Below are 15,097 nucleotides of genomic sequence, written 5' to 3' on the forward strand. Positions count from 1 at the left end.
GTTTCTGTTCCCGCGACCTTGCCATGATCGGCGTGGACCGCCGAGGGAGAAGGAGCACCGCCCATGCGAGACGCCGTCATCTGCGAGCCGCTGCGCACCCCCGTCGGCGGGTTCGGGGGTTCGCTGCGGGACGTGCCGGCCCACGAGCTGGCCGCCACGGTGATCCGCGGCCTGCTGGAGCGGACCGGACTGCCGCCGGACGCGGTGGACGACGTGCTGCTCGGGCACTGCTACCCGTCGATGGACGCACCGGCGATCGGCCGGGTCGCCGCGCTGGACGCCGGGCTGCCGGTCACCGTCACCGGACTGCAGATCGACCGCCGCTGCGGCTCGGGGTTGCAAGCCGTGCTGTACGCGGCGATGCAGGTCCAGGCCGGAACCTCGGAGGTGGTGCTGGCCGGGGGTGCGGAGTCGATGTCGAACGCGTCGTTCTATTCGACGTCGATGCGCTGGGGCGCCAAGGCCGGTGCCGGGGTGATGCTGCACGACTCGCTGGCGCGCGGCCGGGTGACCGCGGGCGGGCTCAACTTCCCGGTGCCCGGCGGCATGCTGGAAACCGCCGAGAACCTGCGGCGGCAGTACGGCATTCCGCGTGCCGAGCAGGACGAGTTCGCGGTGCGCAGCCACCAGCGCGCCGCCGCCGCGCGTGACGCGGGCCGGTTCGACGAGGAGATCGTGCCGGTCACCATCCGCGGCCGGAAGGGTGACACGGTGGTGGACACCGACGAGCACATCCGCCCGGATTCCTCGGTCGAGAAGCTGGCGGGCCTGCGCCCGATCCTCGGCCGCGACGACCCCGAAGCCACGGTCACCGCGGGCAACGCGAGCGGGCAGAACGACGGTGCGTCGATCTGCGTGGTGACGCACCCCGCGCGAGCCGCCGAACTGGGGCTCCGGCCGCTCGCGCGGCTCGTTTCGTGGGGCATCGGCGGGGTGCCGCCCGCGACCATGGGCATCGGCCCGGTCCCCGCGGTGGCCAAGGCGCTCGACGTCGCTTCGCTGCGCCTCGCCGACATGGACCTGATCGAGCTGAACGAGGCGTTCGCCGCGCAGGTGCTGGCTTGCACGCGCGAGTGGGGGCTGAGCCCGGCGGACTTCGAGCGGGTCAACGTGAACGGCTCGGGCATCTCACTGGGACACCCGGTCGGCGCCACCGGCGGGCGGATCCTGGCCACGCTGACCAGGGAGCTGACCCGCCGGTCGGCCCGCTACGGGCTGGAGACCATGTGCATCGGCGGTGGTCAGGGCTTGGCGGCGGTGTTCGAGCGGGTGGCCTGAAACGGGCAGGAGGCGGTTGCCGGCGCCGGTAGGCTGGTGCGTCGTGGCCTGATCGGCTCCTGGGGAGACTTCGATGCGCAACGCACTGCTCGCCCTTGTCCTCGTCGCCACCGGACTGCTCGTCCCGTCCGCTCATGCTTCGCCGCCCCCGGTTCCGGTGATCTACGACAGCGATCTCGACGTCGACGACGCCTCGACGCTGGCGTACCTGTGCGTCCAGCACCAGGAGAAACGGATCGACCTGCGTGCGGTCACCGTGACGAACAACGGCTTCGGCACGCCCGGTCGCGCCCGGCAGCACGCGATCAGCGTGCTGGAGCAGTGCGGACTGCCCGGTGTCCCGGTGGCCGAAGGCTCGGACACCGGGGCGCACCCGGCGCCCGCATCCACCGTGCGGGACATGGAGGAGGTGCTGACCGGCGCGCTGGGCGACGCCGGACGCACCCCGCCGCCGTCGGACCTGACCGCCGCGCAACTGATCTCGCAAACGCTTGCCCATGCCAGGGGCAAGGTGTCCGTGCTGGTCACCGGCCCGCTGAGCAACCTCGCCAAGGCGGTGCCGCCGGGCAGCCCGCTCGCGCGGAAGGTGGCCGTCGCGCACGTGATGGGCGGGGCGGTGCACGTGCCGGGCAACCTGTTCGGGGAAGCGCTGCCGGGCTTCGACAACAGCCAGGAACTCAACATCTGGCTGGACCCGCCGTCGGCCAGGCGCGTCTTCGGCACCGTGCCGGTCCGCCTGACGCCGCTCGACGCGACGAACCACGTGCTGATCACGCAGGCCTACGTGGACCGCGTCGGCGCCGAGGGCACCACGCCGAGCGCGCGGCTCGTGCACGCGATCATGACCCAGCCGATCATGCGGGACGGGATCGCGCTGCAGTACTTCTACTGGTGGGACGCGCTGGCCGCGGTGTGGGCGTTCGACAACGAGGGTGTGGTGTCGGACGCCCGGCGGACCCCGATCGTCGTGGTGCAGCACGGCGAGCAGTCCGGCCGGACGGCGCCACGGGCCGGGGGCGACCGCCTGACCGTCGCTTTCGACGCCGATCCGGCGCGGTTCGAGCAGGTGTTCCTCGACGGGCTGAACGGGAAGTGAGCGGTAGGGCATCATGGGGCGGTGGAGTCCACCCGAGTGGACCGCTGGCTGTGGGCGGTCCGGCTGACCAAGACCCGACCGGATGCCGCGGCGGCCTGCCGCGGCGGGCACGTGCGGGTGAACGACAAGCCCGCGAAGCCCGCCACCACCGTCTCGCCGGGTGACGAGGTACGCGCCCGCGTCGGCGACCGGACCCGCGTCGTCGAGGTGGTGCGGGTGATCCAGAAACGGGTCGGCGCGGTGGACGCCGCCACGTGCTTCATCGACCGGACACCGGCGCCACCGCCGGAAGCAGCCAACCCGGTGGCGCGGCGGGATCGAGGAGCCGGAAGGCCGACGAAACGGGAACGGCGGGTGCTGGACCGGTTCCGGTCTGGAATGTGAGGGACCGGGGCTTTAGGGGGATACCCCGCTTATCTGGTGAGCCGTTCCGGTTCTCTGGTGGCCACGTCGGTTCTCTGGTGAGTCGCTTCGGTTCTGTGGTGGTCACGTCGGTTCTTTGGTGAGCTGTTTCGGTTCTGTGGTGGCCCACGTCGGTTCTGTGGTGGTCGCTTCGGTTCTGTGGTGAGCGACGGTTCTTCTGGGCGGTCTGGCTGGTTCTTTCGGGTAGGGCCCTTCGGTTCCTGGCGGCTACGTCGGTATCTCGGGGCCACCCCGGTTTTTCATTGTGACTACGGCGGGGATTCCGTTGTCAAGGCGGGAAAGCGTGCCTTGACAACGGAATCCCCGCCGTGTTTTGGGCTGTGGACCGGGATGGGGGAGGTGTAGGCGGCCACTCGGCTGTGCTGTTCGGGTCGCGGTTGCTGGGGCTCGTTTTGCCTGGCCTGGGTGGCCTGGGTGGGCTGGGCGGGGGTTCGCTGGGCTCGGTGGGCTGGGCGGTGTCACGAATGTGGCTTTGGGGGCGAATCCGCCCCCAAAGCCACATTCGTGTCGCGGGGCGCGCTTCCGGGGGCGGCGGGCCGGTGGGACGTTGGAGCGTGGGTGTTCCGGGATGGCGAGAGTGTTTGTCGGGTCACGCTGGGGCATCGGCGGGCGCGAACGTGGGGTTCGGCTGCACGAGTGTGTGGGACTCGGCTGCACGAGTGTGGGACTCGGCGGCCTGAGTGTGGGCCTCGGCTGCGCGAGCGTGGGACTTGGCTGTGTGAGTGTGAGGTTCGGGTGCACGAGTGTGGGGTTCGGCTGCATGAACGTGGGGTTCGGGTTCGGGTGCGTGAGTGTGGGGTTCGGGTGCGTGAGTGTGGGGGTCGGGGGTGAGGGTGCTGGGGGTGTGGCTTTACGGCGTGGGAGTGTCACGAAGGTGGCGTTCGGGGCGTTGGGCGTCTCGAAAGCCACCTTCGTGACAGGGGTGGGGTCAGGCGGCCATGGGGTGCCATTGCAGGTGGTGGTCTCCGGCGCGGCGTAGTTCGGCTTCGGCGCCGGACAGCCATTCGATCGAGCGCCACGAGCGCACGGTGAAGCCCGCATCGGCCAGACCGTCCACAAAGGCCTCGCCCGCCAGCTCCAGTGCGGGGTAGGGGGTGAGGTCGGTGCGGTTGGCGATCCCCAGGATGGCGCCGCGCACGGCGATGGCTATCAGGTCGGGTCCGTGCATCTTCCGAGCGATCACGACGGCCTCCCGGTGGTCGATCTCCCGGTCCAGGCAGGCCGAAAGCATGGTGGTGTTCCGCGATTTCATCAGGCATCCACTCCCGTCGGCAGTCCATTCGCGACACTGCCGGGCGCGCTCAGCGTAGCCCGCGGATCGAGCCACGTCGTGGTGCGAACGGACCCGCCCGTTCGGGTTAACCCGCGAGCCATTCACGAGAAGCGCGTATCGGCGGAAAGTTCTGCACGTGCGGTGATTCGGTGATCGTGCTCACGGCGGGTGATCGCGTTGTTAACGTTCTGACCGCTTTCGGCGACTTACGCAGCCGAGGACCGAGGAGTGCGTGATGTGGGCAGAGACCGTGGTGGACCGGCTGCTGGCGCAGTGGTGCGCGGACATCGACAGCGTGCCGGTGCCGGAACTGGTGTCCCTCGAAGTGGCGCTGGCCATCGTCGACCGCGCCCGGCAGCGGGGGCCGGCCTGAGCCACCGCGGCTGAGGTGCACATCACTCTCGGTGACGGAACACCAGGAGCGGCCGGGCGTTGTACTGGGTGCCGGTCCGCGTGGTGTCCCCGGGCCTCACCCACCGCCTTCGTGGAATACCAGTTCGGCTGGAGCCACGTCGTGCCACTCGCCGAGAGGCGACCCCCGGGCCGGCCCTACAACTTCCGCTTCGCCTCGGAGCTCCCCCGATCCTGGAGGCGAAGCGGGACTACTTTTTTCGCGCACCGTCGATGGTTGAACCCTTCCCTGATGGGTATCCGGGGGCACCCCCACCCGCACTCCGAAGGGAACCTCCGTGGAGTTCGCCGTCGAAATGCGCGTGCACACCGCCGGTCTCGATGATCTCCTGAAGACGATCGTGGTCACCGGACCGGTCCTCGCGCGCACCGCGGCTTCGCTGCGCGAGTCGATCGAGGCGGCGTGGCTGGATCCGGTGCCGCGCCTGGTGTTGCTGGACCTGTCCGGCGTCACCGCGCTCGATCCGGCGGGCATCCGCGAACTGCTCCGCGCCGACAGCCAGGGAGAACTGGTGGTGTGCCGGGTGTCACCGCTGGTGCGGGCCGCGCTCGCGGCGACCACGGCCGCCGAACTGCTGCGCGTGCCGGAAGCCGGTGAAGTGCTCCGCAACGATCCCGCCGACAGTGCCATAACCGTCCACAGAGGATCCTGAAGTAACCAGTACGACATTTCGAGGTCACTGTTCCCCCATTTTTCGGAAGGTGGTCCCATGCTGTCGATCCCCCATTCGGAGCCCGCCAGAGCAGGCGATTGGCCGATGCGGCAACTGCGCGCCGCCAAGGGCGGCACCACGGTCAGCGTGGTGCTGCCCGCGTTCAACGAAGCAGCCACGGTCGGGGCCATCGTTTCGATGGTGCGACAGCACGAACTGGTGGACGAGGTCGTGGTGGTGGACTCGTGCTCGCACGACGCCACCGCCGAGGTCGCCGCGGCCGCCGGTGCGCGGGTGGTCCACCAGACCGACGTGCTGGGGCACCTGCCACCGCTGACCGGCAAGGGCGAAGCGCTGTGGAAAGGGCTCTACGCCACCGAAGGCGAACTGGTCGCGTTCATCGACGCCGATCTCGTCGGCTGCCCGCCGGAGTTCGTCACCGGCCTGCTCGGCCCGCTGCTGACCGACCCGGGAACCGCGTTCGTCAAGGGTTTCTACCGCCGTCCGCTGGTGCGCGGCGGCCACAGCGAACCCGACGGTGGCGGCCGCGTCACCGAACTCGTGGCCCGCCCGCTGCTCAACCTCTGCTGGCCGGAGCTGTCCGGCTTCGTCCAGCCGCTGGCGGGGGAGTACGCCGGACGGCGGTCCGCGCTCGAAGCCGTGCCGTTCGTCTCCCACTACGGCGTGGACATCGCGCTGCTGATCGACCTGCTCGACGTGGTCGGCCTCGACGCGATGACGCAGGTCGACCTCGGGCAGCGCCGCCACCGCCACCAGGACCTCGAAGCGCTGGGCCGGATGTCGGCGCAGATCATGCTGACCGTCTTCGACCGCCTGGAGCGCGCCGGCCGGGGCGTGGCCCCCACGGCGCGGCCCGCCCGGCTCAACCAGTTCCGGCACCGGGCCGGGGCGCACGGCGACGTGCGCGACGTCGTGACCACCGAGATCAACCTGCCGGAGAGACCACCGCTGGCGTCCCTGCGCGCCGGCACCACGGGGAGCCGGGCATGAGCATCCGAGTGCTGATCAACGCCGGGCCGTGGCTGCCGGTACCGCCGGACGGGTACGGCGGCATCGAGAACATCGTCGCCGCGCTGGTCCCCGAACTGCGGCGGCGCGGGGTGCACGTGGTGCTCGCCTCCATCGCCGCGAGCCCGCTGGAGACCGACGAACTCGTCTCCGCCTACGACGAACCCCAGTTCGGCCAGCTGCTCCGGCCGTACAACCGCGCGATGGGCACCGGCATGACGCACATGCGCCGCGTGGTGGAGGAACTCCGCGGCCGTGACGACCTCGACCTGGTGCACGACCACGTCGAAGTGGTCGGGCCCGCGATGCTGGGCTCCCTCGGCGAAGCCGGGCCGCCGGTGCTGCACACGCTGCACTGGGACCTCGCCAAGCACCCGGCCTTCTACGGCGATTTCAACGGCTACGGCCGGATCCACGTCAACGGCGTGTCCGCGGCGCAGCTTTCGGGTGCGCCGCCCGCCTTGCGCGCGCACAGCCTCGGCCACGTCCACTTGTCGACACCGCTGGCCGAAGGCGCCGATCGCCGGGAAACCCCGCCCAAGCAGGACTATGTGGTGGTGCTCGGCCGGATCACCCCGGGCAAGGGGCAGCACGTGGCCGCGCGCCTGGCGAAGCGGATCAGCGACGACGTGGTGCTGGCCGGGCCGATCGGGCCCTTCCACACCGTGGCGGCGCTCGAACAGGCGCTCGCCACCGATCCGGAAGCCGCCCGCAACCCCGATGTCCGCTACTGGTGCGACGAAGTGCGCCCGCACGTGGACGGGCACCGGGTGCGCTGGATCGGTTCGCTGCGCGCGACCGAGCGCGACGTGCTGCTCGCCCGGGCCCGAGCGTGTGTTTTCCCGCTGCACTGGGAAGAACCGGGTGGCACGGCCGTGGTGGAGTCACTGGCGCTGGGCACGCCGGTGATCGGCTACCGCCGCGGCTGCCTGCCCGAGCTGATCGACGAGGGCAGCACCGGCTTCCTGGTCGAACCCGGCGACGAGGACGCGCTGGCCGACGCGCTGGCACGCGCGGGCGAGCTCGATCCCGCGGCCTGCCGTCGCGCCGCCGCCACCCGGTTCACGCCGGGCGTCATGGCCGAGCAGTACCTTTCGCTGTACCGGACGGTGCTCGGCCTGGACTCGGTGGCACACCGCACGAACGGGCTCACGCAGACGCTGAGAACGTGAACACCGCCTGAAGCACGTGCCGCCGCCGGTCGGCCAGATCCGCGAACAGCTCCGGTGCCTTCTCGAACGGCACCAGATCGCTGACGAGGTGTTCGCGGATCGCCGGCCCTTCGGCCCGCAGCAACGCGATCGTCTCGGCGGACAGGCGTTCGCGGTCCCAGAGGTGCGCGAGCCCGCGCGGCATCCGGCCGATCTGGGCGCAGCGCAGGCCGAGTCCGTTGTGGTGGAACTCCTCGCCGAGCCGCAGCGCGTCCGCCCCGCTCTGGTAGAACGCGAGATCGATGACGGTGCCCTGCGGTCGCAGCAAGCGCAGTGCCAGGCCCAAGGTGTCCGCCTGACCCCGGCACTGGAACACCAGATCGGCGCCCCGGTCGCCGGGCCGGTGGCGCCAGCGGGTCTTCATCCGCGTGGGGGTGTCCCCATCGGACGGGTCGAGCGTGGCGAAGCCGAGGTTTTCCGCGGCCTGCCGCCGTTGCGGGGTCGGATCGACGACCACCACTTCGGCGGCGCCGTGGTGCCGGGCGAACAACGCGGTCAGCAGGCCGACCACGCCGGCGCCGGTGACCGCGACGCGCAGGCCGGCCACGCCGTCACCGAGCGAACGGGCGCCGGTGCCGTGCAGTTCGGCCGCCGCGTGGAGCAGTCCGTTGGCGCAGATGGGCCCCATGTGGGCCACGTAGATGCCGAGCAGCGGATCCAGTCCGGCGGGCAAGGGGACCACGCGCTCGGCGAGCGGATCGGCGCGGTGGTGCGACCGGTGGCCGTAGGTCATCGCCACCAAGGTACCTTCCGCGAACGCCGGGACGCGGCTCGCCACGATCCGGCCCACCTGCATGTAACCCCACTGCCGCACCGGGAATCCGGTGTGCGCCGGCCCTTCGCCGAACAGGCCCAGTTCGCCGTCCCAGCCGTTCTTCAGGTGCGGGTGGGTACCCTTGACGAACGACAGCTCGGTCCCCGCGGAAAGTCCACTGTAGACCGCCTCGACGTCGAAAGTGCCTTCCTCCGGCCGATCCGGCTGCTCCATCGGCTGGAGGCTGACCTCGCCCGGCCGCTCGATCACCAGAAGTCGTTCAGACGGCATGGTTTCGCGCTCCCAGCTCCACCGGCACGCCTCTGGCCGCCGAGTCGGCGACAGCGCACGCGAGCCGGTGGGTGCGCAGCGCGTCTTCGTACGGAGTCCGGATGTCGTCGCCGCGGCCCAGCACGGCGTCGACGAAAGCGCGGTCGGCGGCTCGTTTGGCCGCATCGGGGTCGAGCAACCGTGTTTGCGGCTCGTCCCGCCCTTGCCGCAGCCGGAGTTCGCCTTCGGTCACCGAGATCGCCAGATCGCCGGCGTAGACCTCCAGCCCGGCCCGGTGTTTCCAGCCGAGCAGGCAGGTCGCCGCGAGCGTGCCGATCGCGCCACCGGCGAACCGCAGGTTCGCCACCGTGGCGCCGTCGATGTCGGCTCCCGGCACGCCCGGCGGATCGACGTCGGCGATCGCGTGCACTTCGGTCACTTCGCCGACCAGCATCCGGGCGAGGTCGAGCACGTGGATGGCTTGCTCGATGACCTGGCCGCCGGAGTGCGCGCGCTGCGCCCACCACGGCACGGGCGGGACCTTGTCGAGCCAGGCGCCCATGGCCAGCCGCACGGGCCGCTCCCGCAACGCGTGCTGGGCCAGCGCCACACCTTGCGAATACCGCCAGTGGTGGCCGACCGCGGTGATCAGCCCGGCATCGGCGATCAGCCGCCCGATCCGGTCGGCCTCCTCCGCGTCCAGGCCGACCGGTTTTTCCACGAACAGCGGCAATCCCGCGGCCGCCACCGCTTCTTCCGGGGGACCGTGGCACCAGGGCGGCACGCAGACGTACACTGCGTCGAGCCCCGAATCGAGTAGTTCGTTCACCCCGGGCACCGCGCGGGCGCCGAAATCCGTGGCGAATCCGGTCGCCCGATCGTGGTCGACATCGGTCACCGCGGCCACGGTCACATCGCTGAACCCCCCCAGTGTTTCCGCGTGACGCCGGGCGACTCCGCCCGCTCCGACAAACCCGATCCGGCATGCGGTCATGTTGGCTGGATACCCCTCGGACGAGTGGTGGAAACAGCATTCCGGGTGTCACCCGGTTGACCCGATTGGCCCTCGCGCCACCGGGTAGCCATTCTGCTGGCAGGTCCGCCAGTACGAAGGTGAGAACGATGACGAGCATTCAGGAGCGGGAGACGGTCAGCGAGGAGCTGGACGCCGCGGCCGGTGGTGCGACCGAAGTCCCCCGGCAGCGCTCCCGCGGGGAAGAACTGGAATACGACCTCGAGCCGACGATCGTGCTCGGCCGCGAGTGATCACCGGGTGAGCCGCGCCGGGAGGTGTTCGTAGCCGCGCAGGATGCGGGTCGCCCGCCGTTGCGCGCCGGGGGTCAGGCGCAGCGACGGGAAGCGGTCGAACAGCACCCGGAGGCCGACCTCGCCCTCCATCCGCGCCAGCGCGGCGCCGAGGCAGTAGTGCCGCCCGGCGGAGAACGACAGGTGTTCGCGGGCGTTCTCCCTGGTGGTGTCGAACCGAGCCGGGTCGGTGAACACGGCCGGATCCCGGTTCGCCCCGGCGAGGATCGTGGTGACCACGGCGCCTTCCGGCACCCGGACGCCGGACACTTCGGTGTCGCGCAGGCAGGTCCGCCCGGTCAGCAGCACGGGCGGATCGACCCGCAGGATCTCCTCGACCGCGTTCGGCCAGCCGCCGGGATCGGCGCGGAGCGCTTCGAGCTGCTCCGGGTGGTCGTGCAGCAGCGCGATGCCGTTGCCGAGCAGGTTCACCGTGGTTTCGAACCCGGCCGCGAGCACCAGCCCGGCGGTGGCCTTGAGCTCACGGCCGGTGAGACCGACACCGTCCTCACGCGCGGCGATGAGCTTGCTCAGCAGGTTGTCGCCGGGGTTCTCGCGCAGGTGGTCCAGGTGCCGGGTGAGCCAGCCGTCGAAGGCTTCGAGCGCCGCCTCCACCGCGCGGAACTGCCGCCACGGCAAGCCCATGTCCAGGCTGGGCGCGGCCGCGGTCCCCAGTTCGAGCACGCGTTGCCGCTCGTGGGCGGGCACGCCGAGGATTTCCGCGATGACGGTGACCGGGAGCAGTCCGCAGTAGGCGCCGACCAGGTCGACGGGATCGGCGGGGGCGAGCTGGTCGAGCAGTTCCCCGGCGATCTGCTCGGTGCGCTCGCGCAGGTTCTCCACCGCACGCACGGTGAACACTCTGGTCACGAGCTTGCGGTAACGCGTGTGGTCCGGCGGCTCGGTGGCCAGCAGGGACGGCGGCGCCACCGGGTGCAGCAGGTCGGTGGCGGACCACTCGGTCAGCCGCGCGAGCACGCCGTCACCGGCCGCGCCGACCCCGCTGCGGAAGTCGTTGCCGGTGAGAATCTCCTTCACCGTCGCGTGCGAGGTCGTGGCGTAGACGAACCGGGACTTGAGCAGCGGACCGCGGGCGCGGATGCCGTCGAACACCTCGGCCAGCTGGGCTGTCGGCGTCCCGGAGGCCTCGACGAAGAGGCGCGCCTGCAGATCACCTCGCCGGGCGGCGGCGCGCAGGGCGGTGCGGGGGAGCGCGTGGCCGAGGCCCCAGCGCACCATCGGCTTGATCCTGGCTTCTGCGGTCGTCGGCACCTTACTTACGGTAGGAAAGCCGGGAGCCGCTGGTCAAGTAGCGGTCCGCGCTGAACAGACCGGACGGTTTGTCCGGGTGGTTACTTTCCGGCTACCTTCGGTGCCTCCCCGTCGGAAGGTGGACCCCCATGCGTTTCCGAAGCCCGATGGCCGGTGCCGCCGCCGCTCTGCTGGCCGCCGCGTTGCTGGTCCCCGCGGCACAGGCGTTTCCGGCCACTTCGAAGCAGCAGTTGCTCGACCACCTGCGGGCGACCGCGGGCAGCGGCGTGATCTCCGGGCAGCACAACAAGGAACCGGCTTCGCTGCCGTCGCAGTACACCGCGCAGGTGCACGCGATCACCGGCCAGTACCCGGGGCTGTGGGGCGGGGACCTGATGTTCCGCGCGCCGGACGTCGCCGACCGGCAGCGCGTGATCGACCAGGCCAAGACCGAATGGGCCAACGGTTCGCTCGTCGCCCTCACCTGGCACGTGTGCACGCCGACCGGGCCGGGCACCTGCGAGTTCGACGGCGGGGTGAAGACGCGGATCAGCGACGAGCAGTTCGGCCAGATCGTCACCGAGGGCACCGCGCTGAACCAGGCGTGGAAGCGGCGCCTCGACGAGGTCGTGCCGTACCTGCGGCAGTTGAAGGACGCCGGGGTCCCCGCGTTGTTCCGGCCGCTGCACGAGATGAACGAATCCTGGAACTGGTGGGGGAACCGCCCCGGCCCCGACGGCGGGGCCAAGCTCTACCGCATCACGCGCGACCACCTTTCGGGCAAGGGGCTCGACAACCTGATCTGGGTGTGGAACGTCCAGGACAACCCGGCCGGCGGCTGGGCGGACTACTACCCGGGCGACGACTACGCCGACGTGGTCTCCCTGGACGTCTGGTACAAGGACCGCCCGAACGCGGGTGACTACCAGCAGATGCTCGGGATCGCCGGGCAGAAGCCGCTGGCCGTGGCCGAGATGGGCAAGATCCCGGACGCGGGGATGCTGACCGGGCAGCCGCGCTGGAGCTACTTCATGGTCTGGTCGGAACAACTGCGCGGCAACAACTCCAACGCCGAGATCCAAGCGGGCTACTTCCACCCCCGGGTCCTGAACCAGGGCGAGATCCACCTCGGCTGACAACCCTGCGCCCAGACCAATCCGCCGGTCGCCGGGCTCCGAATGACCGGCATGAGCAGCCCGGAGGAACCCCCAGGACCGGCCACCGCGCGACCGCCGGCGCTGGTGTCGGCCTCACTGGGCGTGCTCGCCCTGCTGGCGGCGCTGGCGGCCGGGCACCTGGTCGCCGGGTTCATCAGCGGCAACGCCTCGCCCTACCTCGCCGTCGGCAACGGCGCCATCGACCTCACCCCGGTCGGGCTGAAGGACTTCGCGATCCGGACCTTCGGCACCTACGACAAGCTCGTGCTCCTGCTGAGCATGGCCGTGGTGATGGTGCTCGTGTCGGCGGCGGCGGGTCTCGCGTCGCGGCGTTCCGCGGTGCCGGGGGCGGTGGTGATCGGGCTGTTCGGCGTGGTCGGCATCGTCGCGGTGGCCGCGCGTCCCGACCTGAGCGGCGTCGCGGTGCTCGCGCCGGTGGCCAGCCTGCTCGCCGGAGTCGGGGTTTTCCTGTGGCTACACGGGAAACTACGTGCCTCGCGGGTCGGATCGACGGACGGGCCATCGCGGCGTTCGGTGTTGTTCGCCGGTGCCGGAGTGGTGGTCGGGGCGGGGGTGGCCGGGGCCGCGGGCCAGGCGCTCGCCGGAACGCGCGACGCCGCGTCCTCACGGGCGGACGTCGGCGCTCTGGTGCCTGCACGGACCGCGCCCGCCATCCCCGCCGACGCAGACTTCGCGAAGCTCGGCACCCCGCCGTTCCTCACGCCCAACAAGGACTTCTACCGGGTGGACACCGCGTTGTCGGTGCCGCAGCTGCGGACCGAGGACTGGCGCCTGCGCGTCCACGGCATGGTCGAGGACGAGCGGACCTTCAGCTACGCCGACATCCGCGACCGGCCGCTGGTCGAACGCACCATCACCATGACCTGCGTGTCCAATGAGGTCGGTGGCCCGTATGTCTCCACGGCGAACTTCGTCGGCGTGGACCTGGCGGACCTGCTGACCGAGGCGGGCGTCCGGCCCGGGGCCGAGCAGGTGTTCTCGACCAGTGTGGACGGCTGGACGGCGGGCACCCCGGTGGCCGCCGCGCTGGACCGCGGCCGGGGCGCGATGCTGGCGATCGGGATGAACGGCGAACCGCTGCCGGTCGAACACGGTTTTCCCGCCCGCCTGGTCGTTCCGGGACTCTACGGTTATGTTTCGGCCACCAAATGGGTGGTCGACCTGGAAATCACCACGTGGGCGGCGCGGCGCGCGTATTGGCTCGACCGCGATTGGGCCGAGCAGGCGCCGATCAAAACGCAGTCGCGCATCGATTTCCCGAAGGGTTTCGAAACGGTGCCCGCCGGCAGGGTCCGCCTCGGCGGGGTCGCCTGGGCGCAGCACCGGGATCGAGCGGATCGAGGTCCGGCTGGACCGTGGCCCGTGGCAGGAAGCCCTGCTGTCCCGGGAAGTCAACCTCGACACCTGGCGCATGTGGTGGCACGAGTTCGACGTGCCCCAGGGCAGTCATCAGGTGTTCTGCCGAGCCGTCGACAAAACCGGCTACGTGCAGACCGAGGACCGCATGGGCACCGTTCCGGACGGTGCCACCGGCTGGCACACCATCTCCTTTTCGGCGAAGTGAGCCGTATCACCCGATCGGACGCAATCCGGTTCACCGGGCAGTTCCGAATCACCGTCGAGAAGGAAAACAAGTCGCAGGAAAATGGAGTGATCGCAGTGAAGAACCTTCGCCTCGCCGGAACCGGTCTCGCCGCGGTGGCCATGCTTTCCCTGGCTGCTTGCAGCGGGGGCGAGTCCGCGTCGCCCGGCAACACCGCCGCTCCGGCTCCCGCGCCGTCGAGTGAGATGGCTCCGTCGATGCCCGCCCCCGCCGCAGGGGGTGCCGGGGTGACGACCAACGCGGACGTGTTCGGTCCGGCGTGTTCGCAGCTGCCGCAGGGCAACGAGCCCGGTTCGCTGGACTCGATGGGCCCGCAGCCGGTGGCCAGCGCCGCCTCGACGAACCCGCTGCTGACCAAGCTGGTGGCCGCGGTGAAGGCGACCAATCTGGTGGACACGCTGAACAGCCAGGAGGCGATCACCGTGTTCGCCCCGGCCGACCCGGCGTTCGCCGAGCTGGGCGACGCCAAGTTCACCGAGCTGGCGGGCAAGCCGGATGAGCTGGCGCCGATCCTGCAGTACCACGTCGTGGCCAAGCGCTACGACGCCAAGGGCCTCGAAGCCGCCGGTGGTTCGCTGGACAGCCTGAACACCGCCGGTGGGCCGCTGAAGATCGTGGGCAGCGGCGAGAACATGACGGTGAACGGCGCGAAGGTGCTGTGCGGCAACATCCCCACCAAGAACGCCACCGTCTTCGTGATCGACAAGGTCATGATGCCCGGCACCAACCAGTAGTCACCACCCCGATCGTCGATCGGGCACGGACACGAATGTGGCTTTCGGAGCGGAATCCGCCCCGGAAGCCACATTCGTGTCCGGTGTGTGGAGGGGTCAGGATGGGGGGAGCGCGAACTCCGCCCACACGATCTTCCCGCCGTCGCGCGCGGTCTGGCCCCAGGTGTCCACGTAGGCCTCGATCATGCGCAGGCCGCGCCCGCCATCGGTGCTCGGGGCGCGGTATTCGGCCCGTACCGGCGAACCGTCACTGACCTCGACGCGCAGCGAGCCGTTCGCGTGCCGCAGGAGGACCCGGCGTGGGGCGGCGCCGTGCCGGATGGCGTTCGAGGCCAGTTCGTCCAGCGCGCCGACGATGTCGGCCAGCAGCGCCGGGTCGACGCCGGGGACGCCTTCGAGGGCGGCTCGTGCCCAGCCGCGGACCCGGCCCAGTTCGGTGGGATCACCGGCGAGATCCAGTGCGTGCTGTCCTGGATCTTTGTCCACCACGGTCGCGGCCCTTTCCCCCGATCGGAAGAACGCTGTCCCCTCGGATAGCTGATCGGTGAGTACCCCAGCGTAAACCTCTCCGGCGACGCGGCGAGCTTACGCGAGGGCTCTCGGCGTGGTGTGTAGCCTTCCCCAGACG

15 protein-coding genes and 1 pseudogene are annotated in these 15,097 nt (G+C 70.6%); 11 read left to right on the top strand and 5 right to left on the bottom strand.

The features are described 5' to 3' along the window. Nucleotides 1–63: 63 nt before the first annotated feature. The 3 genes from L3Q67_RS23980 (at nucleotide 64) to L3Q67_RS23990 (ending at nucleotide 2,758) form a co-directional block, all read left to right on the top strand. Nucleotides 64–1,278, top strand: a complete 1,215-nt coding sequence (locus L3Q67_RS23980; RefSeq protein ID WP_499183717.1) for an acetyl-CoA C-acetyltransferase — start codon at nucleotides 64–66, stop codon at nucleotides 1,276–1,278. Between the two features lie 73 nt (nucleotides 1,279–1,351). Continuing rightward, nucleotides 1,352–2,374 carry a nucleoside hydrolase gene (locus L3Q67_RS23985; RefSeq protein ID WP_499183718.1) on the top strand — a complete coding sequence of 341 codons (1,023 nt, stop codon included), beginning with the start codon at nucleotides 1,352–1,354 and terminating at the stop codon, nucleotides 2,372–2,374. Nucleotides 2,375–2,395: 21 nt separating this feature from the next. Continuing rightward, on the top strand, nucleotides 2,396–2,758 hold the full coding sequence (locus L3Q67_RS23990; RefSeq protein WP_499183719.1) for an RNA-binding S4 domain-containing protein: 363 nt from the start codon (nucleotides 2,396–2,398) through the stop codon (nucleotides 2,756–2,758). A 967-nt stretch (nucleotides 2,759–3,725) separates the two neighbouring features. Here the strand turns inward: L3Q67_RS23990 and L3Q67_RS23995 are convergent. Continuing rightward, complete coding sequence (locus L3Q67_RS23995; RefSeq protein ID WP_499183720.1) at nucleotides 3,726–4,049, bottom strand: hypothetical protein; 324 nt, start codon at nucleotides 4,047–4,049, stop codon at nucleotides 3,726–3,728. 256 nt (nucleotides 4,050–4,305) lie between these two features. On the opposite strand from L3Q67_RS23995, the gene L3Q67_RS24000 reads away from it, so the two are divergent. From L3Q67_RS24000 to L3Q67_RS24015, 4 genes are all read left to right on the top strand, one after another. Beyond that, nucleotides 4,306–4,443 (top strand): hypothetical protein, encoded by a 138-nt coding sequence (locus L3Q67_RS24000; RefSeq protein WP_499183721.1) that lies wholly within the window; start codon nucleotides 4,306–4,308, stop codon nucleotides 4,441–4,443. A 316-nt stretch (nucleotides 4,444–4,759) separates the two neighbouring features. Then, nucleotides 4,760–5,134: an STAS domain-containing protein gene (locus L3Q67_RS24005; RefSeq protein ID WP_499183722.1), complete on the top strand. Its 375-nt coding sequence runs from the start codon at nucleotides 4,760–4,762 to the stop codon at nucleotides 5,132–5,134. Nucleotides 5,135–5,191: 57 nt separating this feature from the next. Beyond that, complete coding sequence (locus tag L3Q67_RS24010) at nucleotides 5,192–6,145, top strand: glucosyl-3-phosphoglycerate synthase (RefSeq protein WP_499183723.1); 954 nt, start codon at nucleotides 5,192–5,194, stop codon at nucleotides 6,143–6,145. Then, nucleotides 6,142–7,335, top strand: coding sequence for a glycosyltransferase family protein (locus L3Q67_RS24015; RefSeq protein ID WP_499183724.1), 1,194 nt, complete (start codon nucleotides 6,142–6,144; stop codon nucleotides 7,333–7,335). The genes L3Q67_RS24010 and L3Q67_RS24015 overlap by 4 nt, the downstream gene beginning before the upstream one ends. Here L3Q67_RS24015 and L3Q67_RS24020 read toward each other — a convergent pair. Together L3Q67_RS24020 and L3Q67_RS24025 are read right to left on the bottom strand one after the other, a co-directional pair. Then, on the bottom strand, nucleotides 7,313–8,419 hold the full coding sequence (locus L3Q67_RS24020; protein ID WP_499183725.1) for a zinc-dependent alcohol dehydrogenase: 1,107 nt from the start codon (nucleotides 8,417–8,419) through the stop codon (nucleotides 7,313–7,315). The genes L3Q67_RS24015 and L3Q67_RS24020 overlap by 23 nt on opposite strands. Continuing rightward, nucleotides 8,409–9,392 (bottom strand): Gfo/Idh/MocA family protein, encoded by a 984-nt coding sequence (locus tag L3Q67_RS24025; RefSeq protein WP_499183726.1) that lies wholly within the window; start codon nucleotides 9,390–9,392, stop codon nucleotides 8,409–8,411. Before L3Q67_RS24025 ends, L3Q67_RS24020 begins: the two co-directional genes overlap by 11 nt. A 128-nt stretch (nucleotides 9,393–9,520) precedes the next feature. Here L3Q67_RS24025 and L3Q67_RS24030 point away from each other — a divergent pair, with 128 nt between their 5' ends. Beyond that, nucleotides 9,521–9,664 carry a hypothetical protein gene (locus L3Q67_RS24030; RefSeq protein ID WP_395898565.1) on the top strand — a complete coding sequence of 48 codons (144 nt, stop codon included), beginning with the start codon at nucleotides 9,521–9,523 and terminating at the stop codon, nucleotides 9,662–9,664. Here L3Q67_RS24030 and L3Q67_RS24035 read toward each other — a convergent pair whose 3' ends face one another. Then, the gene (locus L3Q67_RS24035) at nucleotides 9,665–10,942 is read right to left on the bottom strand and encodes a cytochrome P450 (protein ID WP_499191632.1); all 1,278 of its coding nucleotides are present in this window, start codon (nucleotides 10,940–10,942) and stop codon (nucleotides 9,665–9,667) included. It abuts the gene before it with no gap. 161 nt (nucleotides 10,943–11,103) lie between these two features. On the opposite strand from L3Q67_RS24035, the gene L3Q67_RS24040 reads away from it, so the two are divergent. The 3 genes and pseudogenes from L3Q67_RS24040 to L3Q67_RS24050 all read left to right on the top strand — a co-directional run bounded on the left by L3Q67_RS24040 (nucleotide 11,104) and on the right by L3Q67_RS24050 (nucleotide 14,469). Further along, a complete protein-coding gene (locus tag L3Q67_RS24040) occupies nucleotides 11,104–12,090 on the top strand; it encodes a glycoside hydrolase family 26 protein (RefSeq protein WP_499183727.1) in 987 nt (328 codons plus the stop codon). Between the two features lie 51 nt (nucleotides 12,091–12,141). After that, nucleotides 12,142–13,696 (top strand): annotated as a pseudogene (locus tag L3Q67_RS24045) (molybdopterin-dependent oxidoreductase). Nucleotides 13,697–13,791: 95 nt separating this feature from the next. Further along, entirely contained in the window at nucleotides 13,792–14,469 is a 678-nt protein-coding gene (locus L3Q67_RS24050; RefSeq protein ID WP_499183728.1) for a fasciclin domain-containing protein, read from the top strand. Nucleotides 14,470–14,565: 96 nt separating this feature from the next. Here the strand turns inward: L3Q67_RS24050 and L3Q67_RS24055 are convergent, their stop codons facing one another. After that, complete coding sequence (locus L3Q67_RS24055; protein WP_499183729.1) at nucleotides 14,566–14,958, bottom strand: ATP-binding protein; 393 nt, start codon at nucleotides 14,956–14,958, stop codon at nucleotides 14,566–14,568. Between the last annotated feature and the right edge of the window lie 139 nt (nucleotides 14,959–15,097).

The sequence above is a fragment of the Saccharothrix sp. AJ9571 genome (assembly GCF_021725495.1).
Lineage (GTDB): Bacteria > Actinomycetota > Actinomycetes > Mycobacteriales > Pseudonocardiaceae > Amycolatopsis > Amycolatopsis magusensis.